This is a genomic window from Pseudonocardia sp. ICBG1293 (genome assembly GCF_020131355.1).
In the GTDB taxonomy this organism is placed as follows: domain Bacteria; phylum Actinomycetota; class Actinomycetes; order Mycobacteriales; family Pseudonocardiaceae; genus Pseudonocardia.
In genome coordinates, this window is record NZ_JAHLEL010000047.1 from 47,039 (window position 1) to 73,232 (window position 26,194).

The 26,194-nt window shown below is 74.2% G+C and carries 11 protein-coding genes and 1 pseudogene; 5 read left to right on the top strand and 7 right to left on the bottom strand.

Going from position 1 to position 26,194, the window contains the following annotated elements:
* Positions 1 to 368: 368 nt before the first annotated feature.
* The 3 genes and pseudogenes from KPF47_RS41065 to KPF47_RS23600 all read right to left on the bottom strand — a co-directional run.
* A pseudogene (locus tag KPF47_RS41065) lies at positions 369 to 13,135 on the bottom strand (type I polyketide synthase); the annotation flags it as partial.
* 113 nt (positions 13,136 to 13,248) lie between these two features.
* The gene (locus tag KPF47_RS23595) at positions 13,249 to 14,313 is read right to left on the bottom strand and encodes an IS630 family transposase (RefSeq protein WP_255658826.1); all 1,065 of its coding nucleotides are present in this window, start codon (positions 14,311 to 14,313) and stop codon (positions 13,249 to 13,251) included.
* 80 nt (positions 14,314 to 14,393) lie between these two features.
* Positions 14,394 to 15,428, bottom strand: coding sequence for a GDP-mannose 4,6-dehydratase (locus KPF47_RS23600; RefSeq protein ID WP_224391000.1), 1,035 nt, complete (start codon positions 15,426 to 15,428; stop codon positions 14,394 to 14,396).
* A 291-nt stretch (positions 15,429 to 15,719) separates the two neighbouring features.
* Between KPF47_RS23600 and KPF47_RS23605 the strand changes: the two genes are divergently transcribed.
* From KPF47_RS23605 to KPF47_RS23620, 4 genes are read left to right on the top strand one after another with little or no spacing between them, the layout of a single operon-like run.
* Positions 15,720 to 17,474, top strand: a complete 1,755-nt coding sequence (locus KPF47_RS23605; RefSeq protein WP_224391001.1) for an ABC transporter ATP-binding protein — start codon at positions 15,720 to 15,722, stop codon at positions 17,472 to 17,474.
* A complete protein-coding gene (locus KPF47_RS23610) occupies positions 17,452 to 19,344 on the top strand; it encodes an ABC transporter ATP-binding protein (protein ID WP_224391002.1) in 1,893 nt (630 codons plus the stop codon). Before KPF47_RS23605 ends, KPF47_RS23610 begins: the two co-directional genes overlap by 23 nt.
* A gap of 30 nt (positions 19,345 to 19,374) precedes the next feature.
* On the top strand, positions 19,375 to 20,223 hold the full coding sequence (locus KPF47_RS23615) for a metallophosphoesterase (RefSeq protein WP_224391003.1): 849 nt from the start codon (positions 19,375 to 19,377) through the stop codon (positions 20,221 to 20,223).
* Entirely contained in the window at positions 20,220 to 20,891 is a 672-nt protein-coding gene (locus KPF47_RS23620) for a 4'-phosphopantetheinyl transferase superfamily protein (protein ID WP_224391004.1), read from the top strand. The genes KPF47_RS23615 and KPF47_RS23620 overlap by 4 nt, the downstream gene beginning before the upstream one ends.
* Positions 20,892 to 21,027: 136 nt before the next feature.
* Here KPF47_RS23620 and KPF47_RS23625 read toward each other — a convergent pair whose 3' ends face one another.
* From KPF47_RS23625 to KPF47_RS23635, 3 genes are all read right to left on the bottom strand, one after another.
* On the bottom strand, positions 21,028 to 21,345 hold the full coding sequence (locus KPF47_RS23625; RefSeq protein WP_224391005.1) for a hypothetical protein: 318 nt from the start codon (positions 21,343 to 21,345) through the stop codon (positions 21,028 to 21,030).
* A 5-nt stretch (positions 21,346 to 21,350) separates the two neighbouring features.
* Complete coding sequence (locus KPF47_RS23630; protein WP_308015470.1) at positions 21,351 to 22,916, bottom strand: AMP-binding protein; 1,566 nt, start codon at positions 22,914 to 22,916, stop codon at positions 21,351 to 21,353.
* Between the two features lie 85 nt (positions 22,917 to 23,001).
* On the bottom strand, positions 23,002 to 24,249 hold the full coding sequence (locus tag KPF47_RS23635) for an IS110 family transposase (RefSeq protein ID WP_224386790.1): 1,248 nt from the start codon (positions 24,247 to 24,249) through the stop codon (positions 23,002 to 23,004).
* 397 nt (positions 24,250 to 24,646) lie between these two features.
* On the opposite strand from KPF47_RS23635, the gene KPF47_RS23640 reads away from it, so the two are divergent.
* Entirely contained in the window at positions 24,647 to 25,492 is an 846-nt protein-coding gene (locus KPF47_RS23640; protein ID WP_224386179.1) for an IS5 family transposase, read from the top strand.
* A gap of 31 nt (positions 25,493 to 25,523) precedes the next feature.
* Here KPF47_RS23640 and KPF47_RS23645 read toward each other — a convergent pair whose 3' ends face one another.
* Complete coding sequence (locus KPF47_RS23645; RefSeq protein ID WP_224386178.1) at positions 25,524 to 26,117, bottom strand: plasmid pRiA4b ORF-3 family protein; 594 nt, start codon at positions 26,115 to 26,117, stop codon at positions 25,524 to 25,526.
* Positions 26,118 to 26,194 lie beyond the last annotated feature (77 nt).

A 26,194-nucleotide genomic window follows, 5' to 3' on the forward strand; every position in this document is an offset into this window, starting at 1 on the left:
AGCCCCGGGTGGCGGGGGTCGTCGTCCTCGGCGGCGGCGAGCAGCGAGACCACACCGGCGATGTCCCCGTCGGCGGTGGCGTCCGCGATCCGGGCGCGCAGGATCTCCCGGTCGGTGTCGTCCCGGTCGGTGCTCGCGTCGAGCACGAGGGGCCGGGTCGCGGCGCCGTGGCGCTCCAGGACGCCGACGACGTCGGCCGGGTCGGTGCCGGCGGCGGTGACCACCAGCCAGGTGCCGGTGGGGCCGGTGCGGGGCGGCTGCGGGGTCGCGGCCCACTCCACACGGTAGCGCCAGGTGTCGACGTCGGCCCGGTCGGCGCGGGAGCGGCGCCAGGCGGACAGGCCGGGCAGGATCGCGGCGACCGCGTCCTCGTCGGTGCCGAGCGCGGCGGTCAGGGCGGGCAGGTCGGCCTGCTCGACGGCGTCCCAGAACTCGGCGTCCACGGCGCCGGCGTCCGGGGCGGCGGCGGGCGCGGTGCGGGTGCTCCAGAACCGCTCGTGCTGGAACGGGTAGGTGGGCAGGTCGACCCGGCCCGCGGCGGCGGCGTCGAACAGGACCGGCCAGCCGACGTCGAGGCCCCGCACGTGCAGCTGGGCCGCGGACAGCAGGAACCGGTCGTAGCCGCCCTGCTCGCGGCGCAGCGTGCCGCCCGCGACACCGGTGATGCCGGCGTCGTCGAGCGCGTCCTGGACGGCCGGGGACAGCACCGGGTGCGCGGCCGACTCGACGAACACCCGGTGGCCGGTCGCGGTGAGCGCCCCGACCGCGTCGGCGAACCGGACCCGGTTGCGCAGGTTCTCGTACCAGTACGAGGCGTCCATCGTGGAGGTGTCCAGCAGCTCGCCGGTCAGCGTGGAGTACAGCGGCACCCGGGAGGGCTGCGGGGACAGGCCCGCGAGGGTCTCCAGGATCTCCGCGCGCAGCTCCTCGACCTGGTGGGAGTGCGAGGCGTAGTCCACCGCGATCCGGCGGACCCGGACCCCCTCGCCCGCGAGCACCGCGCCGAGCTCGTCGAGTGCAGGCGGCTCGCCGGAGACGACCACCGAGCGGGGCCCGTTGACCGCGGCCACCGACACCCGGCCCGGGTAGCCCTCGAGCCGGCCGGCGACCTCGTCGACCGGCAGGGCGACCGACATCATGCCGCCACGCCCGGCCAGGGTCCGGCCGATCGCCCGGCTGCGCAGCGCGACCACCCGGGCCCCGTCGCGCAGCGACAGCGCCCCGGACACGACCGCGGCCGCGATCTCGCCCTGCGAGTGGCCGACGACGGCGTCCGGCTCGACGCCGTGCGCACGCCACAGCGCGGCGAGGGCGACCATGACGGCGAAGCTGGCCGGCTGGACGACGTCGACCCGGTCGGCCGGCGGCGCCCCCTCGGCGCCGCGCAGCACGTCCAGGAGCGACCAGTCGGTGAACTCGGCCAGTGCCTCGGCGCACTCGGCGACCCGGTCGGCGAACACCGGGGACTCCTCGAGCAGCCGCGCACCCATCCCGAGCCACTGCGATCCCTGCCCGGGGAAGACGAACACGGTGCGGCCCTCGACGTCGGCGACACCGCGGGCGACGACGCCGGACGGGCCGTCGGCGGCGACCGCGCGCAGACCGGCCTCCCGCTCGGCGGGGTCGGCGGTGACGACGACGGCCCGGTGTTCGAACGGCGTCCGCGCGCTGACCAGGGAGAACCCGATGTCGGCCGGGCGGGCGTCGGTCGTCTCGAGGTGGGTGAGCAGCCGGTCGGCCTGGCCACGCAGCGCGGCGGCGCCGCGGGCACCCAGCACCCACGGGAGGACCGGACCGGCGGCCGTCTCCACGGCGGGCCCGGACGGGGCGGCCGCGGGCACCGGGGACGCCTCGGGCGCCTGCTCCAGCACGGCGTGGGCGTTGGTACCGCTGATCCCGAACGACGACACCGCGGCCCGGCGCGGGCGGCCGGTCTCCGGCCACGCGGTCTGCTCGGCGAGCAACGCGACGCTGCCCGCCGACCAGTCCACGTGCGACGACGGCTCCTCGGCGTGCAGCGTGCGGGGCAGCACCCCGTGCCGCAGCGCCATCACCGTCTTGATCACCGAGGCGACGCCCGCCGCGGACTGGGTGTGCCCGATGTTGGACTTCACTGAGCCCAGCAGCAGCGCACGCGCCGGATCCCGGTCGCGGCCGTAGGTGGTCTGCAGGGCCTGGGCCTCGATCGGGTCGCCCAGCGGGGTGCCGGTGCCGTGCGCCTCGACGGCGTCGACGTCGCCCGGCGCCAGCCCGGCGTTGGCCAGTGCCTGGCGGATGACCCGCTGCTGGGAGGGCCCGTTCGGGGCGGTGAGGCCGTTGGAGGCACCGTCCTGGTTGATGGCCGAGCCGCGGATCACCGCGAGCACCGGGTGGCCGTGGCGCTCGGCGTCGGAGAGGCGTTCGACCAGCACGATGCCCACGCCCCCGGCGAGGGTCATGCCGTCGGCGTCGTCGGAGAAGGCCTTGCAGCGGCCGTCGCGGGCCAGCGCGCGCTGGCGGCTGAACGCGATGAACGGGTTGGGGGTGGTCATGACGGTGGCGCCGCCGGCGACGCCGAGGGTGCTCTCCCCGTTGCGCAGCGACTGGCAGGCCAGGTGCAGTGCCACCAGCGACGACGAGCACGCCGTGTCCACGGTGACGGCCGGGCCCTCCAGCCCGAACACGTAGGACAGCCTGCCCGACAGCACGCTGGGGCTGGTGCCGGTGACGAGGTGGCCCTCGGCGCCGTCACCGGCACCCAGGCCGTACTCCTGGTAGCTGGAGCCGATGAAGGTGCCGGTCAGGCTGCCCCGCACGGTGTCGGGACGGATCCCGGCACGCTCGAAGGACTCCCAGGTGGTCTCCAGCAGCAACCGCTGCTGGGGGTCCATGACCAGCGCCTCGCGCGGGGAGATGCCGAAGAACGACGGGTCGAACTCGTCGGCGGTGTGCAGGAACCCGCCCCGGGTGGAGTACGTGGTCCCGGGCCGGTCCGGGTCGCGGTCGAACAGCGCGGCGGTGTCCCAGCCGCGGCCGGTCGGGAAGTCGGTGATCGCGTCGGTGCCGGAGGTGACCAGGTCCCACAGTGCCTCGGGCGAGGAGACCCCGCCGGGGAACCGGCAGGCCATGCCGATGATCGCGATCGGCTCGGCGTCGGCGGCACCGACGGCGACCGGGCCGGTGACCTCCGCCGCGGTGCCCAGGATCTCGGCGCGCAGGTGCCGGGCGAGCTCCAGCGGGCTCGGGTGGTCGAACACCAGGGTGCTGGGCAGCGTCAGACCGGTCGCGGCACCGAGCCGGCTGCGCAGCTCGACCCCGGTCAGCGAGTCGAACCCGAGGTCGCGGAACGCCCGCGACCCGGTGACGGCCTCGGCCGAGCCGTGGCCCAGCACGGCCGCGGCCGCTCCGCGGACCAGCTCGGTGAGCAGACGCATCCCGGCGGGCTCGTCGAGGGCACGGACCTTCGTGACGATCTCGGTGGCCGCGGCGTCGGGCTCCGGCTCCCCGAGGTCCGCCAGGCCGGCGATCAACGCGCTCGGCCGGGCCGAGGTGAACAGCGGCGCGTAGCGGTCCCAGTCCACGTCGGCGACGGTGACCTGGGTGTCGCCGTCGAGGACGGCGCGCCGCAACTCGGCCATGGCCGGGCCGGGGTCGAGCAGGCCGAGTCCCTGCCGTTGCAGGGTCGTGGCGACGGACTCCTCGGTGGCCATGCCGGACCCGGCCCACGGGCCCCAGGCGATGCTGGTGGCGGTGGCGCCGCGGGCGCGGCGGTGCGCGGCGAGTGCGTCGAGGTAGGCGTTGGCGGCGCCGTAGGCACTCTGCCCGCCGCTCCCCCACACCCCGGCGACGGAGCCGAACAGCACGAACAGGTCGAGCTCGCGGTCGGCCAGCAGGTCGTCGAGGTGCGCGGCGCCGGCGATCTTGGCGGCCGCGCGGGCGGCGACACCGTCCACGTCGAGGGTGTCGAGGGCGTCGTAGTGGCCGACGCCCGCGGTGTGCACGACGCCGGTCAGCGGCGCGGCGGCGGGGACGGCGTCCAGCACGGCGGCGAGCGCGTCGCGGTCGGTCACGTCGCAGGCCTCGATCGCGACCGAGGCGCCCAGCGCGGTGAGCTCGTCACGCAGCTCGGCGGCACCGGGAGCGTCGGGGCCACGACGGCTGGTGAGCACCAGGTGGGCTGCGCCGGAGCGGGCCAGCCAGCGGGCGACCTCGGCTCCGAGCCCACCAGTACCCCCGGTGACCAGGACCGATCCGGTCGCGGTGAACGCGGCGGCGGGCGGCAGCGCGTCGACGGTGTGCCGGACGAGCCGGCGCCCGGACACACCGGCGGCGCGCAACGCGACCTGGTCCTCCCCGTCGGGGGTGTCCTTGTCGGCGAGCACCCCCGCGAGGCGCTGGGCGCTGCGCGGGTCCAGCTCGGCCGGGAGGTCGACCAGACCGCCCCACACCCGCGGGTGCTCCAGGGCGGCACTGCGGCCCAGGCCCCACGCGGTGGCCTGCATCGGGCGGGTGAGCGGGTCGGCCGGACCGGTGGAGACGGCGCCGCGGGTCGCGGTCCACAGCCGTGCGGTCGTCCCGGTGCCGTCACCGGCGTCGGCGTCGGCGAGGGCCTGGACGAGCGCGACGGTCAGGGCGAGGCCGCGGGTCAGCGGGGCGGCGCCCGCAGCGGGGCGCTCGTCGATCGGCAGCAGGGACAGCAGGTGGGCGGCGGGGTCGCCGTCGGCGGTGCCCGCGGCCAGCCGCGCGGCGACCGCGGCGCGGTCGGCCGGGCAGTCGTCGTCGAGGACGAGCCTGCGGACCCGGGCGCCGTGCGCGCCGAGGGTGTCGGCGGTGGCGCCGGTGGCGACCAGCAGCCAGGTGCCGTCGAGGACCGGCGCGGCGGGGCGGCGCAGCCGCGTCCACTCGACGCGGTAGCGCAGGGTGTCGAGCCGGGCCTTCTCCCGGTTGCCGCGCCGCCAGGTCGTCAGCGCGGGCAGCAGCGGCGTGGCGACCTCGTCGGCGTCGAGGCCGAGGATGCCGGCGAGCTCGGCGGCGTCGCCACGTTCGACGGCGGCCCACAGCTGCCGGTCGGCCGGGTCGGTGCCCGCACCGCCGGACGCGGTGGCCGCGGGCAGCTGCGGCCAGTAGAACTCGTGCTGGAAGGCGTAGGTCGGCAGCGCGGTGCGGCGGGCACCGGTCCCGTGCAGCAGCGCGGCGGGGTCGAGGTCGACGCCGTGGACCTGCAGCCGGGCGGCCGCCGTCGCGGCGGCGAGCTCCTCGCCCCGGTCGGCGCGTAGGAAGGGCACCAGCGCGGTGTCGGCGCCGTCCCCGAGGGTCTCGCGGGCCATCGCGGTGAGCGGCGCGTCGGGGCCCAGCTCCAGCAGGACGGTCGCGCCCTGGGCGTGCAGCGCGGTCACGCAGTCGGCGAACCGGACCGCCTCGCGCACGTGCCGCACCCAGTACCCGGGCTCGCACAGCTCGGTGTCGGTGGCCCGGGCGCCGGTGAGGTTGGAGACCACCGGGATCCGGGGTGCGTGGTAGTCGAGCTGTTCCGCGACGGCGCGGAAGTCCTCGAGCATGCCGTCCATGTGCGTGGAGTGGAAGGCGTGGCTGACCCGCAGCGTGCGGGTCCGGCGGCCCTGCCCGGCGAACGTCGCGGCGAGTGCTACGGCGGCGTCGGCGTCGCCGGAGACCACCACCGATCCCGGCGCGTTCACCGCGGCGATCGCCAGCCGCTCGTCGTCGAGCAGCGGGGTGACCTCGTCCTCGCCGGCCGCGATCGCGATCATGGCGCCGTCGGTGGGCAGCGCCTGCATGAGCCGTGCCCGGGCGGCGACCAGCCGGGCGGCGTCGGCCAGGGTGAACACCCCGGCGACGTACGCGGCGGTGATCTCGCCGATCGAGTGCCCGGCCACGAGGTCGGCCCGCACGCCCCAGCTCTCGACGAGCCGGTGCAGCGCGACCTCGACCGCGAACAGGGCGGGCTGGGTCCAGCCGGTGTCGTCGAGCAGCGCGGCCTCCGCGGTGCCCTCGTCGGCGAACACGACCTCGGCCAGCGGGCGCTCCAGCCACGGGTCCAGCGCGGCGCAGACCTCGTCGAACGCCGCGGCGAACACCGGCTGGGCGGCGTACAGCTCGCGGCCCATGGCGGCGCGCTGGCTGCCCTGGCCGGTGAACAGCACCGCGGTCCGGGCGCGCCCGGGCGCCTCCCCCTCCACGACGCGCGGGTCCGGGCGCCCGGCGGCGAGCGCGCCGAGCGCGGTGAGCAGGTCCTCGCGGTCACCGGCCAGCACCGCGGCGCGCTGGTCGAAGCGGGTGCGGGTGGTGGCGAGGGAGTGGGCGAGGTCGGCCGTGCGGACGCCCGGGTGGTCCCGCAGGTGGTCCAGCAGCCGGACGGCCTGGGCGCGCAGCGCCGGGCGGCCGCGGCCCGAGAGCAGCAGCGGGACCACGGCCGGGGTGGCCCCGGGACCGGGGTCGGGGGCGGGCGCGGGGTCCGGTCCCTGCTCCAGCACCGTGTGGACGTTGGTGCCGCTGATCCCGAACGACGACACCGCGGCCCGGCGCGGACGGCCGGTCTCCGGCCACGCGGTCTGCTCGGTGAGCAGCGCGACGGCGCCCTCGGTCCAGTCCACGTGCGAGGAACGGGTGTCCGCGTGCAGCGTGCGGGGCAGCACGCCGTGCCGCATCGCCAGCACCATCTTGATCACACCGGCGACGCCCGCGGCGGCCTGGGTGTGCCCGATGTTGGATTTCAGCGAACCCAGGTGCAACGGCCGGTCGGTGTCCCGGTCCCGGCCGTAGGTGGCCAGCAGCGCCTGGGCCTCGATCGGGTCGCCCAGCGAGGTGCCGGTGCCGTGCGCCTCGACGACGTCGACGTCGTCGGTGGACAGCCCCGCGCTCGCCAGCGCCTGGCGGATCACCCGCTGCTGGGACGGCCCGTTCGGGGCGGTGATCCCGTTGGAGGCGCCGTCGGAGTTGACCGCGGACCCGCGGACCACGGCCAGGATGTCGTGGCCGTGGCGCAGCGCGTCGGACTGCCGCTCCAGCACCAGCATGCCGACGCCCTCGGACCAGCCGACGCCGTCGGCGTCGTCGGAGAAGGCCTTGCAGCGCCCGTCCGGGGACAGGCCGCGCTGGCGGGCGAAGTCGACGAACGCCGCCGGGGTGGACATGACGGTGACACCGCCGGCCAGCGCGAGCGAGCACTCCCCGGTCCGCAGCGCCTGCATCGCCCAGTGCATCGCGACCAGCGAGGACGAGCACGCGGTGTCGACGGTGACCGCGGGCCCCTCCAGCCCGAGGGTGTAGGCGACCCGGCCCGAGGCCAGGCTCGGCGAGCTGCCGACCCCCTGGAAGCCCTCGAACTCGGGCCCCCGGCCAGGACGGCGTTGTAGTCGCTGTACATGACACCGGCGAACACGCCGGTCGCGGTGCCGCGCAGCGTCGACGGGTCGATGCCCGCCCGCTCGACGGCCTCCCACGAGGTCTCCAGCAGCTGGCGCTGCTGCGAGTCGGTGGCCAGCGCCTCGCGCGGGCTCATCCCGAAGAAGGCCGGGTCGAACTCGCCCGCCTCGTGCAGGAACCCGCCGGAGCGGGTGTAGGTGGTGCCGGGGTGGTCCGGGTCCGGGTGGTGCAGCGCCTCGAGGTCCCAGTTCCGGTTGGTCGGGAAACCGGAGATCGCGTCGGTGCCCTCGGTGACCAGGCGCCACAGCTCGTCCGGCGTGGACACCCCGCCCGGGTAGCGGCAGGCCATGCCGACGATGACGATCGGGTCCTCGACGTCCACCGCGACGCGGGCGGCCGGGACGGCCTCGGTCTCGGCGCCCAGCAGCTCGTCGGTGACGTGGGCCGCGAGGTGCCGGACCGTCGGGTGGTCGAACACGAGCGTGGCGGGCAGCCGCAGCCCGGTGACGGCACCGAGCCGGTTGCGCAGCTCGACGGCGGTCAGCGAGTCGAACCCGAGGTCGCGGAACGCGCGGCCGGCGTCCACGTCGGTCGCGCCGGCGTGCCCGAGCACCAGGGCTACCTGGCTGCGGACCAGGTCGAGCACCAGCTCCTCGCGCCCCTCGGCGTCCAGGCGGGCCAGGCGCTGGGCGAGGCCGCCCGCGGTCGCCGAGCCGGTGGCGGCGGTGCGCCGGGCCCGGGTGCGGATCAGGGACCGGAGCAGCGGCGGGACGTCGCCGCCCGCGCGCAGGGCGGGCAGGTCGAGACGGACCGGCACCAGGGCGGGCTCGGTGGCGCCGAGCGCGGCGTCGAACAGGGCCAGTCCCTGCTCCACGGTGAGGGCGGGGGTCCCGGCGCGGGCCATCCGTGCCATGTCCTCGTCGGAGACGCCACCGGTCATCCCGCCGGTCCGCTCCCACGGGCCCCAGGCCAGCGACAGGCCGGGCAGCCCGGCGGCCCGGCGGTGCGCGGCGAGCGCGTCGAGGGCCGCGTTGCCCGCGGCGTAGTTCGCCTGACCGGGGCTGCCGAACACCCCGGCGACCGAGGAGAACAGCACGAACGCGTCGAGGTCCAGTTCCAGGGCCGCGGCCGCGGTGTGCAGGTTCCACGCGGCGTCGACCTTCGGGCGCAGCACCGTCGCGAGCCGCTGCGGGGTCAGCGACCCCACGGTCGCGTCGTCGAGGACACCGGCGGCGTGCACCACCGCGGTCACCCGGTGCGCGCCGAGCAGCTCGGTCACCGCCGCGGGGTCGCTCACGTCGCAGGCGACGACCCGGGTGCGGGCACCGGCGGCGGTGAGCTCGTCGACCAGCTCGGCCGCGCCGTCGGCGGCCGGGCCGCGGCGCCCGACCAGGAGCAGGTCGGTCACGCCGTGGGTGGTGACCAGGTGCCGGGCGACGACGGCGCCGAGACCGCCGGTCCCTCCGGTGACCAGCACGGCGCCGTCCCCGAACGACGGGGCGGCGAGGGCCTCACGCAGTGCGGGGCGGCGCACCAGCCGGGCCGCCCGCAGACCGTCGCGGGTCAGCAGGAGCTCGGGCTCGTCGGCCGTGAGCGCGGTGAGCGGGAGGTCGGCCGGGTCGGCGTCCGGGGCGAGGTCGAGCAGCGCGAGCCGGCCGGGGTTCTCCGAGCGGGCGGAACGGAGCAGTCCCCACGCGGCCGCGGCGGCCACGTCGTCACCGGTGGTGGCGCCCCGGGTCACCACGACCAGGCGGGAGCCGTCCACGCGGTCGGCGTGGTCGAGCCAGGTACGGACGGCGGCGAGCGCGTCGGTGGCACAGCGGTGCGCCTGCGCGGCTCCCGTCCCCCCGGCGAGCCCGAGCAGCACGACGTCGGGGGCGGGACCGTCGGCGCTCACGAGCGCGGCCAGGTCCGCCGCGGCGCCGAGCCCCGGGTGGGCGGCGAGGCCGAGCACGTCGTCGCCGGCGACCACGACGCTGGCGGGGGTCTCCCCGGCCGGGGTGACGGGGGTCCAGTCGAGCCGGAACAGCGCGTCCCGGGCGACGGCACCGGCGGAGTCGAGGGCGTGGTCGGCGACCCCGCGCAGCACCAGCGACTCGACGGTGACGACCGGTGCACCGGTCCCGTCGGCGACGGCGAGCGCGATCGCGTCGTCGGCGACCGGGGTCAGGCGCACCCGCAGGGTCCCCGCTCCGCTCGCGTGCAGGGTCACGCCCTCCCAGGAGAAGGGCATGCCCCCGCGACTGCGCTCGCCCAGCTCGACGAACCCTGCGGCGTGCAGTGCGGCGTCGAGCGCGGCAGGGTGCAGGCCGAAGGCGTCGACGTCGGTACGGCCGGCCTCGGGCAGCACGATCTCGGCGAGCACGGCGTCGTCGTGACGCCAGGCCGCGGTGAGGCCGCGGAAGGCGGGGCCGTAGCCGAAGCCGGCCTGCGCCAGGCGGTCGTAGAGGTCCTCGACCCCGAGCGGCTCGGCCCCGGCGGGCGGCCACTCGGTCGCGTCCGGGGTCGCCGGGACGGCGCCGCCCGCGGCGAGGACGCCGGTGGCGTGCGGGGTCCAGGGGACGTCGTGCTCGGCGTCGGCGTCGGTGTCCGGCCGGGCGTAGACGGTCAGGGTGCGGCGGCCACCGGCGTCCGGGGCCCCGACCCACAGCTGGACCGCGACCCCGCCCTCGTAGGGCAGGGCCAGCGGGGCGGCGAGGGTCAGCTCCTCCACCCGGTCGCAGCCGACCTCGTCGCCGGCCCGCACGGCCAGCTCCAGGAATGCGGTCCCCGGCAGCAGGGGGGTCCCGCGCACGGTGTGGTCGGCGAGCCAGGGGTGGGTCTGGCACGACAGCCGCCCGGTGAGCAGCGCGCCCTCGGAGTCGGCGAGCGACACCGTCGCCGACAGCAGCGGGTGACGGGCGGCGCCGAGCCCGGCCGAGCGCAGGTCGGCGGCACCGGTCTGGAGGGCCTTGGGCCAGAACCGGCGGCGCCGGAACGCATAGGTCGGCAGGTCGGTGCGACGGGCGCCGGTGCCGGCGAACCAGGCCGCCCAGTCGACGGTGGTGCCGTGGACGTGCAGGGCGGCCAGCGCCGCGGTGAGGGTGTGCTCCTCGGGCCGTCCGGCGCGCAGCACGGGCACGGCGACGGAGCCGGTGGCGTCCCGGTCCGCGGCGTCGAGGCAGTCGCGCGTCATGGCCGACAGCGGCCCGTCCGGGCCGAGCTCGAGGAACGCGGTGACGTCGTGGCGGACGAGCCAGTCGACGCCGTCGGCGAACCGGACGGCGCTGCGGACGTGCTCGACCCAGTAGTCGGCCGAGGTGAGCTGGGCGACGGTCGCGAGCTCGCCGGTCACGTCGGAGACGATCGGGATCAGCGGTGCCTGCAGGTCCAGGCCCTCGACGACGGCACGGAAGCGTTCGAGCACCGGTTCCATCAGCGGCGAGTGGAACGCGTGGCTCACCCGCAGCCGCCGGGTCCGGCGTCCCCGGTCGGCGAGCAGCCCGGCGACGGCGGTGACCGCCTCCTCGGCGCCGGACAGCACGACCGCCGACGGGCCGTTGACCGCGGCGACCGAGACCCGGTCGCGGTACCCGTCGAGCAGGGCCTCCACCTCGGCCTCGGTCGCCTGCACGGCGACCATTGCCCCGCCGGTGGGCAGCGCCGCCATCAGGCGGCCGCGGGCGGCGACCAGGGTGGCGGCGTCGTCGAGCGAGAGCACCCCGGCGACGTGCGCGGCGGCGATCTCGCCGACCGAGTGCCCGAGCAGGTGGCCCGGGGTGACCCCGAGGGAGGTGACGAGCCGGTACAGCGCCACCTCGACCGCGAAGATCGCGGGCTGGGCGTACGCGGTGTCGTCGAGCAGCGCGGCGGCCGCCTCGGCGCCGTCGGGGGTGCCGCCGTCGGGGGTGCCGTGGAGGATCTCGCGCAGCGGGCGCCCCAGCTCCGGGTCGAACGCGGCGAGCACGGTGTCCAGGGCCTCGGCGAACACCGGGAAGCGGGCGGCGAGCTCGCGCCCGGCGCCGATCCGCTGCGATCCCTGCCCGGTGAACAGCACGGCGAGCCGGCTCTCCGCACGGGCCTCGGCGGTCACCGTGTCCCGGGACGCGGCCGGATCGCCTGCGGCCAGCGCGTCGAGGCCACCGGCGAGGGCGTCGCGGTCGGCGGCGAGCAGCACGGCTCGGTGGGCGAACGTGGTCCGGGTGGTGGCCAGCGACCACGCGACGTCGGTCAGCGGGGTGTCGGGGGCGGCGGCGAGTGCCTCGCCGAGCGCGGCGGCCTGGGCGTGCAGCGCCTCGGGGGTGCGCCCGGAGAGCAGGACCGGGAGGGTGCCGGGCTCGGTCGGGCCGGGCTCGCCGACGGCCGGGCCGTCGTCCTCGGGGGCAGGGGTACCGGTCCCGGGGGCGGGGGCCTGCTCGATGATGGTGTGCGCGTTCGTGCCGCTGATCCCGAACGACGAGACCGCGGCGCGGCGCGGGGCGCCGGTGACCGGCCAGTCGGTGTTCTCGGTGAGGATGCGGACGGTGTCCGGGGACCAGTCGACGTGCCGGCTGGGATCCTCGGCGAGCAGCGTGCGGGGCAGCACCCCGTGCCGCATCGCCATCACCATCTTGATCATCCCGGCGACGCCGGCGGCGGCCTGGGTGTGGCTGATGTTCGACTTGACCGAGCCGAGCAGCAGCGGGCGCTCGGCGTCGCGGTCCCGGCCGTAGGTGGCCAGCAGCGCCTGCGCCTCGACCGGGTCGCCGAGGGTGGTACCGGTGCCGTGCGCCTCCACGACGTCGACGTCACCGGCCGACAGCCGGGCGTTGACCAGCGCCTGCTCGATGACCTGCTGCTGGGACGGTCCGTTGGGGGCGGTGAGCCCGTTGGACGCGCCGTCCTGGTTGACCGCGGAGCCGCGGACGACGGCCAGCACCTCGTGCCCGTTGCGGCGCGCGTCGGACAGCCGCTCCAGGACGAGCAGGCCGACGCCCTCGGCCCAGCCGGTGCCGTCGGCGGTGTCGCCGAAGGACCGGCAGCGGCCGTCGGCGGACAGGCCACCCTGGCGGCCCATCTCGATGAACGTGCCGGGCCCGGACATCACGGTGACGCCGCCGGCCAGTGCCAGCGAGCACTCCCCGCCCCGCAGGGCCTGGGTGGCGAGGTGCACCGCCACCAGCGACGACGAGCACGCGGTGTCGACCGTGACCGCCGGGCCGACCGTGCCGAAGGTGTAGGAGATGCGGCCCGACAGGACGCTGCCGGTGTTGCCGGTGAGCTGGAAGCCCTCGGCACCGTCCGCCGGACCGACCCGGTAGTCCTGCGCCATCGCTCCGACGAACACGCCGGTGCGGGTGCCCTGCAGCGACACCGGGTCGATCCCGGACCGCTCGAACGCCTCCCACGCGGACTCCAGGACGACCCGCTGCTGCGGGTCCATCGCGACGGCCTCGCGCGGGGAGATCCCGAAGAACTCGGCGTCGAAGTCGGGGGCGTCGTGCAGGAACCCGCCCGAGCGCGTCGGGGAGCCGGCGAGCGCGGCGGTGTCCCAGCCGCGGTCGGTGGGGAACGGCGTGACGCCGTCCTCCCCCGCCTCGACCATCCGCCACAGGTCCTCCGGGCTGCGGACACCGCCGGGATAGCGGCACGCCATCCCGACGACGGCGATCGGCTCCTGGGCGGCGGACTCGAGCTCGCTCACCCGCCGGCGGGTGCGGCGCAGGTCGGCCGTGGCCAGCTTGAGGTAGTCCCGGAGCTTCTGTTCGTTGTCCATCCCAACTCCACCCGTCTCGCAGCCGACGCCCGCTGACAATCGCGCCGCAATTCCGCACGCGTCCGGCAGGAACCGAATCGCCGCCCCATTTCCGCCGCACGGCGGCGGGGCTCACCGCAGACGATTCTGCGGACGATCCGGGCCGGAAATCCCTAGTGTCGCGTAAACGATGTTCTTTGACCGGGTCGGCAGTGGTTGAGTAGGTGGTCTGCGGGTTTGGTCCAGATGAACGGGTGGCAGCGTTCGTTCCAGCCGTCGATGAACCGGCCGATCGCGCCGATCAGTTCTCTGACGCTGCCGAAGCTGCCACGGCGAATGGCCTGGCGGGTGATGACCCCGAAAAAGACCTCGACCATGTTCAGCCACGATCCCGAGGTCGGGGTGAAGTGCAGGGTGATCCGCGGGTTGCGGGCCAGCCAGGCCTTCACTGCGGGGTGCTTGTGGGTCGCGTAGTTGTCCACCACCAGGTGCAGCTTGCGCCGCGGGTAGGCCTTCGCGACCTGCTTGAGGAACCGCAGGAACTCCTGATGGCGATGCCGCGGCAGGCACGCCTGCTCGACCCGCCCGGTCGCGACCTCTAACGCCGCGAACAGCGTGGTGGTGCCGTGACGGACGTAGTCATGCGTCCGTTTCTCCGGGATACCGGGCATGATCGGCAGGATCGGCGCTGTCCGGTCCAGGGCCTGGACCTGGGATTTCTCGTCGACGCAGAGCACGACGGCCTTGTCCGGCGGGTTCAGATACAACCCGACGATGTCGCGGACCTTGGCTTCGAGCTCGGGATCGGTGGAGAACTTGAACGTCTCGGACTTCCACGGCTGCAGCCCCCACCGCCGCCAAATCTTGCCGATCCACACGTGGGAGATCCCGAGCTCGGCACCGAGCAGCCGTGACGACCAGTGCGTGACTCCGAGCCGCTCAGGCGGCGGTTCCAGCGTGGCGAGCACGACCGCGACCTCGTCGATCACCGGCGGCCGGCCCGCCTTGGGCCGGTCGGCCAGCCCGGCGATCCCCTCAGCGGCGTAACGCTTCTTCCACCCGATCACCGTCGCCTTCGACGCCCCGACCAGTGTGACGATGTCCTTGACCGCCACCCCGTCCGCGGCCAGCAACACGATCCTGCCCCGTCGGGCCAGTCCCGCCGAAACCGACGAGGAACGCAGCCAGGACTCCAGCACCTCGCGGTCGGCGGCCGGAACGTCCACGGTCACAGTCAACGGCACAGCTCATGATCCCGTAAACCAGCCCGTGAGTAAAGTAACCTAGTTACCGCAACACTAGTGTGGCCTCGCCCGGTTCACCAGTTGGCGGCCAGCAGCAGGTGGCCGTACTCGTTCTCCCGCGCCACGTGCTCGAGGTCGGAGTCGACCATCATCCGCATGAGCTCCGGGAAGTCGACCTCGGGCGTCCAGTCGAGCAGCCGCCGGGCCCGCACGCTGCCGGCACACAGCACCTCGACCTCGGCCGGGCGCACCAGCGCCGGGTCGATGACGACCTTGTCCCGCCAGTCCAGCCCGACGTGGTCGAACGCGATCTGCACCGCGTCACGCACCGAGTGCATCTGCCCGGTGCCGATCACGTAGTCGTCGGGCTCGTCCTGCTGCAGCATCAGGTGCATCGCGCGGACGTAGTCGCCGGCGTAGCCCCAGTCGCGCACCGCGTCGAGGTTGCCCAGGGCGAGGTCGGGCTGCAGCCCGAGCTTGATCCGGGCGACCGCCAGGGAGATCTTGCGGGTGACGAACTCCTGGCCACGGCGCGGGGACTCGTGGTTGAACAGCATGCCCGACACCGCGTACATGCCGAACGACTCGCGGTAGTTGCGGGTGATGTAGTGGCCGTAGGCCTTCGCGGCGCCGTAGGGGCTGCGCGGATGGAACAGGGTGGTCTCGCGCTGGGGGGTCTCCGCGGCCTTGCCGAACATCTCCGACGACGAGGCCTGGTAGAAGCGGATCTGCCCGTTCGGCGACGCGGTCCGCGACATCGAGAGGCCGGAGACCATCCGGATCGCCTCGAGCACCCGGAGCACCCCGGTGCCGTTGACCTCGGTGACGAGCTCGGCCTGCTGCCAGGACATCGGGACGAACGAGATCGCGCCGAGGTTGTAGACCTCGTCGGGCTGGACCGTGTCGACGGCCGAGACCAGGCTGGCCTGGTCCATCAGATCACCGTCGACGAACTCCAGCTCGGAGGCCAGCCGGCTGACCCGTGTCTTGCGGGGGTTGGCCTGCCCCCGGATCAGACCCCAGACCTGGTAGCCCTGCGACAGCAGGTGCTCCGCCAGGTAGGAGCCGTCCTGACCGGTGATTCCGGTGATGAGAGCGCGTTTGGACATCGGGTATTCCCTTCTCGACCGTCATCGGGCCCGCCCATACGCGTCGACCGGCCGTCGGCACGGCGGCGAATACGCTGTCCGGACGAGAGACACGCCGCACGCTGGCAAGATCGGCGAGACGGTGTCAACGAATCCGCCGGGATGTAGGGAATTCACGAGTGCGGCCGCGGGAAATGGTGCGCAGAACTGGGGGATTCCGGGTCCGCGGTCTGGTCGGCTGTCCGGGCCGGTCTGCCACCGGCATCGTCCACCGGGCGGCCCGTGGGTCGCCGTGAACCGGGGTGTCCTGACGTGCTGTGGAGACTCTCGCGCACCCAGCTGCGTGGCTACGCCGGGCCCGCCGGCGTGCTCGTCGTGCTCCAGACCGCGCAGATCGCCGGCACGCTGCTGCTGCCGACGCTCGGCGCAGCCCTCATCGACCAGGGCGTGGTCCGCGCGGATCGCGGCCGGATCGTCGAGATCGGCATGCTGATGGCCGGTATCGCCGTGGTCCAGATCGCCGCGGCCCTGGCCGCGACCGCGCTGGGCGCGCGGACCTCCACCGCGGTCGGCCGGGACCTGCGCTCCGCGGTGTTCGACCGCATCCTGGACTTCTCGGCCCGCGAGGTCGGCCGGTTCGGGACGGCGTCGCTGCTGACCCGCACGGTCAACGACGTCCAGCAGGTGCAGAACCTCGCCCGGTCCGGGTTCGGCGTCGTCGTCTCCGCCCCCCTGATGTGCATCGGCAGCATCGTGCTCGCGCTGGCCCAGGACGTACCGCTGGCCCTGCTGCTGGTCGTCCTCGTGCTGGTCGTCGGCGTGGCCTTCGGTCTGCTGCTGGCCCGGATGGGCAGCCTCTACGGCCGGATGCAGCTCGCCCTCGACGACCTCGGCCGGCTGCTCCGGGAGTCGATCACGGGGGTGCGGGTGGTCCGCTCGTTCGTCCGCGAGGACCACGAGCAGGAGCGCTTCACCCGCAGCAACGACGCCTTCCTCGACCTGTCCCAGCGGGTCGGCCGGCTGATCGCCACGATGCTGCCGCTGGTGCTGCTGCTGATGAACCTGTTCACGGTCGTCCTGATGTGGCTCGGCGCCCACCGCATCGACGCGGGCGTGATGCCGCTGGGCGCGCTCAGCGCGTTCCTGTTCTACCTGTCGCTGATCCTCATGTCGGTCGTGATGCTCGCGTTCGTGTTCCTGCAGGTACCGCGGGCCCGGGTGGGGGCGGGCCGGATCCTGGAGGTGCTCGACACCGAGCCGGGGGTGGCGCCACCGGCGAACCCGGCGCCGTTGCAGGGCCCCGCGGGCCGGGTGGAGGTCCGGGCCGCGGAGTTCCGCTACCCGGGCGCGGAGCGCGCGGTGCTGCGCGGGGTCGACCTGGTCGTCGAGCCGGGCGAGCGGGTCGCGGTGCTGGGCAGCACGGGCAGCGGCAAGACGACCCTGCTGAACCTCGTGCTGCGGCTGGTCGACCCGACCGCGGGCTCGGTCCGGCTGGGCGGCACCGACGTCCGGCGGCTCGACCCCGCGGTGCTCACCGGCGTCGTCGGGTTCGTCCCGCAGCGGCCCCACCTGTTCACCGGCACGGTCGCGAGCAACCTGCGGTTCGGGCGCCAGGACGCCACCGACGACGAGCTGTGGGAGGTGCTGCGCGTCGCGCAGGCCGACGGGTTCGTCGCGCGGATGCCGGGCGGCCTGGACGCGGAGATCGCGCAGGGCGGCACCACCGTGTCCGGCGGCCAGCGCCAGCGGCTGTGCATCGCCCGCACCCTGCTGCGCCGCCCGCAGGTCTACCTGTTCGACGACTGCTTCTCGGCGCTGGACCAGGCCACCGACGCCGTGCTCCGGGCGGCGCTGGTGCCGTGGACCGCAGGCGCCACCGTGATCACCGTGACCCAGCGCGTCGCCACCGCGCGCGACGCCGACCGGGTCGTCGTCCTCGACGCCGGTCGGCTGGTCGCCGACGGCACCCACGACGAGGTCCTGCGCGCCAGCCCGACCTACCGCGAGATCGCGAGCTCCCAGCCCACCGAGGAGGACGTCGCCCATGGCCTCGCCGGACGTCACTGAGCCCGCCGCGCCCGCGGCCGCCCGGCCGGCGGCGGGCGCGGCGGCACCACCGGACAGGTCCGCGCCGGGTGACCGGCCGGCCCGGCGGCTCGTGGGGCTGCTGCGCCCGCACCGCGGGCCGGTGGTGCTCGCCCTGCTGACCGGCGTCGCCGGGATCGCCCTCAACGCCGTGGGCCCGCTGCTGCTGGGCCGGGTGACCGACCTGATCGCGGTCGGCGTCCTGGGGCCGGGCGGAGCGGGCGGGCCCGCGGCGGGCAGTCCCGGACCCGCCGACGGTGTCGACTTCGACGCGGTCGCCGGGCTGCTGCTGGTCCTGCTCGTGGTCTACCTGGGGGCGTCGCTGTTCACCCTGGTCCAGGGCCGGATCGTCGCGTCCGTGGTGTGGCAGGTGATCCACGACCTGCGGGGCCGGACCCGGGCGAAGCTGTCCCGGCTCCCGCTGCGGCACTACGACCGGCACCCGGCGGGCGAGACGCTCGGACGCACCACCACCGACATTGACAACCTGCAGCAGACCCTCCAGCAGACCCTCGCCGAGCTGATCACCTCGATCCTGTCGCTGGTCGCGATGCTGACGCTGATGGTGGTGATCTCGCCGTCGCTGGCGGTGGTGATGATCCTCAGCGTGCCGGTGGCGGGCCTGCTCGCGGTCGGGCTGGGTCGCCGCGCGCACCCGCAGTTCACCGCGCAGTGGGAGGCGAACGGCGCCCTCAACGCCCACGTCGAGGAGGTCTGCACCGGGCACTCCCTGATCCGCGGCCACCACCGACGCGCCGAGGCGCGGCGCCGGTTCGCCGAGTGCAACGACGCGGTGTACCGGGCGGGGGCGTCGGCCCAGACCTCCTCCGGCGCGATGGAGCCGGTCATGATGTTCGTGGCGAACGTCGGCTACCTGGTGGTGGCCGTCCTCGGTGCCTGGAAGGTGCTGTCGGGCTCGCTCACCCTCGGCGACGTGCAGGCGTTCATCCTCTACGCCCGACAGTTCAGCCAGCCGATCGTCGAGATCGCCTCGGTGGCCGGTCGGCTCCAGTCCGGGGTGGTGTCGGCGACGCGGGTGTTCACGCTGCTCGACGCGCCCGAGCAGCGGCCCGAGCCGCGCCGCCCCGTCGCGCCCGCGGCCCCGGCCGGTCGCGTCGAGTTCCGCCGGGTGTCGTTCCGCTACCTCCCCGACGTCCCGCTCGTCGAGGACCTGTCGCTGACCGTGGAGCCGGGCAGCACGGTCGCGATCGTCGGCTCCACCGGCGCGGGGAAGACCACCCTGGGCAACCTGCTCGTGCGCTTCTACGAGATCGACGGCGGGACGATCCTGCTCGACGGCGTGGACACCGCGACGATGACCCGCGCGGACCTGCGGTCCCGGTTCGGGCTGGTCCTGCAGGACACCTGGCTGTTCGGCGGGACCATCGCCGAGAACATCGCCTACGGCGCGCCGGGCGCGACCCGCGACGAGATCGAGGAGGCGGCCCGCGCCACCTGCGTCGACACCTTCGTCGCGACGCTGCCCGACGGCTACGACACCGTCCTGGACGAGGACTCCGGCGGCACGAGTGCCGGGGAGAAGCAGCTGATCACGGTGGCGCGGGCGTTCCTCGCCCGGCCGGCGGTGCTCGTCCTCGACGAGGCCACCAGCTCCGTCGACACCCGCACCGAGCTGCTGATCCAGCGGGCGATGGCCACCGTGCGCGCCGGCCGGACCAGCTTCGTCATCGCGCACCGGCTGTCGACGGTCCGCGACGCCGACCGGATCGTCGTGATGGACGCCGGCCGGATCGTCGAGCAGGGCACCCACGACACGCTGCTGCGCGCCGGTGGTGCCTACGCCCGGCTGTACACCGCGCGCACCCCCGACGCCGACACCCCCGCACCCTGACCGCTCCCCCACCGACCGGGAGGACTCACCGTGCCCGAACCCCAGCTGCTCGCCGTCGCCGACCTGCACGTCGTGCACGCCGAGAACCGGGCGATCGTCGAGTCGCTGCGGCCCGGGGCCGACGGCGACTGGCTGATCGTCGCCGGCGACGTCGGCGAGATGTACGCCGACATCGAGTCGACCCTGCGTCTGCTCGCGAGCCGCTTCGCCCGCGTGCTCTGGACCCCGGGCAACCACGACCTGTGGACCCATCCGCAGGACCCGTGCACGCTGCGCGGCGACGCGCGCTACCGGGCGCTGGTGCAGACCTGCCGGGAGCTGGGCGTCAGCACCCCGGAGGACCCGTACCCGGTGTGGGACGGTCCCGGCGGGCCGGTCGCCGTGGCACCCCTGTTCGTGGGCTACGACTACTCCTTCCTGGCCCCCGGTGCGACGACGGCGGCCGAGTCGCTCCGGATCGCCCACGACGCGGGCGTCGTGTGCTCCGACGAGTTCCTCCTGCACCCCGATCCCTACCCGGACCGCGCGACCTGGTGCCGGCGTCGGGCCGAGCTGACGCGGGCCCGGCTGGCCGCGGTCGACCCGGACCTGCCGACGGTGCTGGTGAACCACTGGCCGCTGCTGCGGCACGAGACGCGGGTGCTGCGCCACCCGGAGTTCGCGCAGTGGTGCGGCACCGAGCTGACGGCCGACTGGCACGTGCGGTTCCGTGCCGCGGCCGTCGTCTACGGCCACCTGCACATCCCCCGCGTCACCTTCCACGACGGGGTCCGGTTCGAGGAGGTGTCGGTGGGCTATCCGCGCGAATGGCGGCCCCGACCGCCCCGGGAGCCGCTGCGCGCGGTGCTGCCGGTGCCGGTCACCGGGGGTCTGCGGTGATCGAGCACGTGCTGCCCGCCCGGGTCGTGACCGAGTGCGCCTACGACGACGAGGCCCATCCCGGCGAGGGCCTCTTCCCGCAGGAGCGCGAGCTCGTCGCCCGGGCGGTGGAGTCCCGGCGGCGCGAGTTCACCACGGTGCGCAGGCTGGCCCGCCGCGCGCTCGGCCGGCTCGGCCGTTCCCCCGTTCCGATCCTCCCGAACCGTCGCGGCGCCCCGCAGTGGCCGTCCGGGGTGGTCGGCAGCATGACGCACTGCACCGGGTACCGGGCGGCCGCCGTGTCCCCCGTCGCCGAGTCCGCCGCGGTGAGCATCGACGCCGAACCGGACGCGCCGTTGCCCGACGGTGTCCTGGAGACCGTCACCCTGGCCTCCGAGCGGGCGCTGCTCGCCGGGCTGGGTCGGCGACGGCCGGACGTCGCGTGGGACCGGATGTACTTCAGCGCCAAGGAGAGCGTCTTCAAGGCCTGGTACCCGTTGACCGGTCGCGAGCTGGACTTCGACGAGGCCGAGATCGCCTTCGACGCCGGGGCCGGCACCTTCTCCGCCCGTCTGCTCGTCCCCGGCCCGGTGGTCAGCGGGGAACGCGTTCCGGTGTTCGCCGGGCGCTGGCACGCCGAGGGCGGCCTGCTCGTCACCGCGGTGCACCTGCCCGCGCCACCGGTATGACACCGGGACCGGCGTCGGAGCGGCGGCGCCGACCGCCCACCGGGGCCGTGAACCCCACGGCGGTGTGCCGGACCGGTGCTCCGTGGACGTCGGTCGCGTCACCCGGGGGGACGGGGTCCCCGGGGGGCGGGGACCGTCAGGGGTGCGGGAAGAGCTGACGCACCACCGCGAGAACGGGACGGTCCGCGTCCTCCCGCCGGACGACCGTGTCCACGACGATCTGCTCGCCCGCGGTACGGGTCGTCGACCCGGCCAGCAGGACCGCGCCGGCCCCCGGACGGGGGCCGAGGACGTCGATCACGCACCGGGACGGACATCCCGGGCGGGACGGTAGCACCAGCCTGCCGGCGGATTCGGCCAGGACGAGCAGGTGCCCCGTCGTCAGGGTCCCGTCGTCGTCCAGCATCGCACCGGTCACGGTCATCCGGACCGATGCCGTGTCGGTCCCGCCCACGGGGCTCAGCCCCCCGCCGGCCGGGACGGCTCGCGACCGGCGCCGACCGGCTCGGCGAGCTCCTCGATCGCGATCTGCCGCATGCGGTACTTCTGGATCTTCCCGCTCGCCGTCGTCGGGAAGGTGTCGGTGGACCGCCACAGCGACGGGATCTTCGACCGGCCGATCCGGCCCCGGCAGAACGCGCTCAGCTCGTCGCCGTCCGGCCGGGCCCCGTCACGGGGGCGTACCCAGGCCATCACCTGTTCCCCGTAGCGCTCGTGCGGCACACCGATGACATGGGCCTCGCTGACGTCGGGGTGGGTGCACAGCAGCTCCTCGATCTCGCGCGGGTGGATGTTCTCCCCGCCGCGAATGATCACGTCCTTGATCCGGCCGACGATCCGGACGACCCCGTGCTCGTCCATCACGGCGAGGTCGCCGGTCCGCATCCAGCCGTCCGCGTCGACGGCCTCGGCGGTGGCCCCGTCGTCCTCCCAGTAGCCGCGCATGACGCTGTAGCCGCGGGTGCGCTGCTCGCCGGTGATGCCGACCGGCACCACCAGACCCGTCGTCGGGTCGACGATCTCGACCTCGACGTGCGGGGTGGGTCTGCCGACCGAGTGGTCCCGGACGTCGAGGGGGTCCGTCGGCAGGGTCTGGGTGGAGATCGGCGACGTCTCCGTCATCCCGCACACCGTGGACAGCTCCGGCACGTGCAGCCGGGACCGGATGTCGCCCAGCAGGTCCGGCGGACAGGGCGCGCCCCCGATCAACCCCGTGCGCAACGAGGTCAGGTCGACGGTCGCGAGGTCCGGCTGGTCCAGCATCGCGAGGTACATCGTGGGGACCCCGTAGACGGCGGTGCACCGCTCCGCCGCGACGGCGTCCAGGGTCCGTCCGGCGTCGAAGCCCCCGCCCGGCAGGACGATGGTGGCCCCGTGCGTGCTGGCGCCGAGCGTGCCGAGCACCATGCCGAAGCAGTGGAACAACGGGACGGGGACACAGATGCGGTCCTGCTCGGTGTAGCCGATCTGCGCACCCACCAGGTGCGCGTTGTTGAGCAGGTTGTGGTGGGTCAGCGTGGCGGCCTTGGGGCGTCCGGTGGTTCCGGAGGTGTACAGCAGCGCGACCGGGTCGTGCTCGTCCACCTGCCGCTCGGCCTCGGCCACCGCGGTGGGATCGGCGGTCTCGAACTCTGCCCACCCCTCCTCGATGACGACGGTGCCGCGCAGCCGCGGGCACTGCGCGGACGCCTCGGCCACGACGGCGGCACAGTCCGTTCCGCGGTACCGAGCCGGGTGGAACAGCAGCTGCGTGCCCGAGTGCCGCAGGGCGAAGGCGAGCTCGGGGACCTGGTGGGTCGGGTCGAGGGCGACCAGCACCGCGCCGATCCGCGCCACGGCGAACTGCAGCACGACCCACTCACCGCGGTTGGCCGACCACACCCCGACCCGGTCGCCCCGGCCGGTGCCCCGGGCCAGCAGACCACCGGCCACCCGGCCGGACCGCTCCCACAGCTCGGCGTAGGTCGCGCGCGTACCGGCCGAGGTGTCGACGAGGGCGTCGTGCTCGCCGAGGCGTTCGGCCACCCGCCGCAGGTTCTCGCCGATGGTCCCACCGAGCAGCGGCAGGTCCGCGCGCCCGCGCGCGTAGGACGGAATCCGAATGATGGTGTCAAGCCGCGGTAGCGGGTTGTGGTGCGGTGATGGTGAACATTCTCCGGTCACGCAGCAGGGCCCACAGGACGTCGACCAGGCGTCGGGCCAGGGCGAGCAGAGCTTGGGTGTGCAGCATTCTTTCGCTGCGTTTGCGCTGGTAAAAGGCCCGGGACGGGCCGTTGACCTTGAGGCTGGACAGCGCGGCCATGTAGAACACTCGCCGCAGGCGGCGGTTGTAGCGTCGTGGGCGGCGCAGGTTCCCGCTGATCCGGCCGGAGTCCTGGGGCACTGGGACGAGGCCGGCGTAGGAGGCCAGCCGTCCCGAGCTGGCGAAGCCACCCAGCTCGGAGCCGACATCAGCGCCGATACTGCTGCTGACACCGCCGTTGGTGGCGGTGAGGAATTCCGCGCCCAGAATGGGGCCGAGTCCGGGCAGCGACTCGATGATCGCCGCGTCCGGGTGGGTGCGGAACACGGTGGTGATCAGCTTGTCGGTGTCTTTGATCTCCCGGTCGAGCTCCAACAGCCGCCGGGCCAGGCCGGCGACAAGGACCGCGGTCCGCGTCTCGCTGGGCAGGGTCACGGTCTGGGCGTGGGCTGCGGCGACCGCGGTGGCCGCCATCGTGGGGATGCCTGGTGCCCATGCCCGGTGGGCGTGCAGATACTCGATCACTCCGGCTGTGTCCGCGTCTCGGAGCGCCTGCGGTGTCTGGAACCCGGTGACCAGCACCAGAGCGCTGCGGGTGGAGTAGTCGAAGGCCGCCTCGAGACCGGGAAAGATCGACCCGAGCAGGTCACGCAGCCGGTTGACCCCGCGTACCCAGTCAGCCATCAGGTCCTCGCGGTGGGCCACGAGCCGACGCAGCTCAGCAGTGGTCTCGTCAGTGGCGGTAACCACGGTGAGGTCGGCGCCGGACATGCGGGCGGTGTCGGCGATGACCTTTGCGTCGCGGGCGTCGGTCTTGGCCTCCCCACGGAACACGCCGCTCATCCGGTTGACGACCCGCCCGGGAACGTAGACCACCCGCTGGTCGGCTGCGGTGAGGACGACCTGCAACAGCGCGGCATAGCTGTTGGTCAGATCGATCGCCCACCGCACGTCCTCGGCCGCGGCGGACGCCCGATCGAGCAGAGCTTCGATCGCGGCCTGGTCGTTGCCGACCTTGCGGGAGAACACAACCTTGCCCTCGGCATCGACAGCGCAGGCGTGGTGGGTCCTTTTCCCGACGTCGATCCCGATCCAGACCACTGCTCGTCGCGCCACGAACAAACTCCTGTTGTTGCAGTTCACGCCCGTGGACAACCCGCCATCAGGTCCCTAATCAGCGACGGTTCGCATCAGATCCGAATCAGTGGCCAGGCCTGTCCAGAACGACGGGGCGGCCATTCCTTCCGAGCCACCGAAGCGGCAACAGCTCATCAGCCACACCCCGTCGTCCCGGGCATCCGGGGCATCAACCCCGAACTTAGAGGTCGTTTCAGAACGACTTGTCGAGTTTCCATTGACCCCTCGACGACAGATCAAACGGCAGGTCAGATAGCCGCTTGTCGTCTACAACAGACACGTCGACCTCGTTCTGAAATGACCTCTTAGAGGTCGTTTCAGAAGTCGGCGTGTCGGTCCTGTGTGGATCGGCGCTGGTAGCTGATCATGTCCGGTCGTGGCGCGGCGATCTTGTGTCGAGCGATTGGTGAGCGACGAGCTGTGGGCGCTGGTGGAGCCGCTGCTGCCCAAGCCGCGCAAGCACAAGCGGGGACGGACAGGCCGTCCGCGGGTGCCGGATCGGGCCGCTCTGGCCGGGATCGTGTTCGTGCTCAAGACCGGGATCAGCTGGAACGCGCTGCCCGCCGAGCTCGGCTGTGGGTCCGGAGTGACCTGCTGGCGGCGGCTACGGCAGTGGCAGCAGGCCGGGGTCTGGGCCCAGCTGCACCGGGTGATGCTCGACCGCCTCGCCCAGCAGGGCCTGCTGGACTGGTCGCGGGCGGCGGTGGACAGCGTGAGCGTGCGGGCCAAGCGCCGCGGCGAGGCCACCGGGCCCTCGCCGACCGATCGCGGGAAGGCGGGCAGCAAGTACCACGTGCTCTGCGACCGAGGCGGGCTCCCGCTGCATGCGCTGGTCACCGGGGCGAACACCCACGACAGTCGGATGCTCGCCCCGCTGCTGGACACCAACCCCGGCGTCCGCGAACGGGCGGGACAGCCGGGGCGTCCGCGACGTCGGCCGGACAAGGTGCACGCCGACAAGGGCTACGACTATCCCCGCTGCCGCCGCTACCTGAGTGGGCGTGGGATCGGGGTGCGGATCGCCCGGCGCGGGATCGAGGACTCCACCCGGCTCGGGCGGGTCCGCTGGGTCGTCGAGCGCACCATGTCCTGGCTGCTGGACTTCCGCCGCCTCGCGCTGCGCTACGACCGCGCCGAATCCACGATCACCGCGCTGTTATCGCTGGCCTGCGCCCTGATCTGCCACCGCCGCCTCACCAAGCCGAAGCCGAAGCCGAAGTGATGGTCGACCCAGCCCTCGCTGAGGCACTCGCCTACGAGGTCGGGGCCAGCGGCCGCCAGGCCAGCCACTCCAAGGCCCGGTCGGCCTCGTCAGGGTCGAAGCGGTGCGGGTCGAACGGCCCGCCCGCCCACTCCAGGCGCTCGGCGCGGTCGGGATGGTCAGGGTCGGCGAGCACGGCCTGGAAGTCCTCATACCCCCCGATCCCGCCGACGTCCTCGGGCGGGCACGCCCCCTGCCCGGCGACGCATCGCGGATAGCACACTCCCGGCTCGACGGCCGCGACCGCCTCGACGGTGATCTCGTGGGCCCAGTTGTCACCGAAGTCGTAGACGTAACCGAACCGGTCACCAGCCTTGACCAGCCGAAACAGCTTCTCTTTCGTCTCGTCGGCGACATCCTGTCCGGGCCAGTCCGGGTCTGGGATCCCGTAGCGGCGCCCGACGATCTCGAACTCGTGCAGATGAGAGTTCGTCCAGCCCATCACTGACTGCACCACCTCGTGTAACACCGCCAAGTCGACCTCGCCCGGCACCTGCACCCGACGCCGGACCGCCGGCACCACCTCGGTCAGGACGATCTCCAACTCGAAAATCTTCGTCTTCTCAGACACACGAGGCGCGACCATCAGCCGATGCTGCCAGCCCCGCCGTCACCGGCAGAACCGGGCCCACCACTTCTGAAACGACGTCTTAGAGGTCGCGC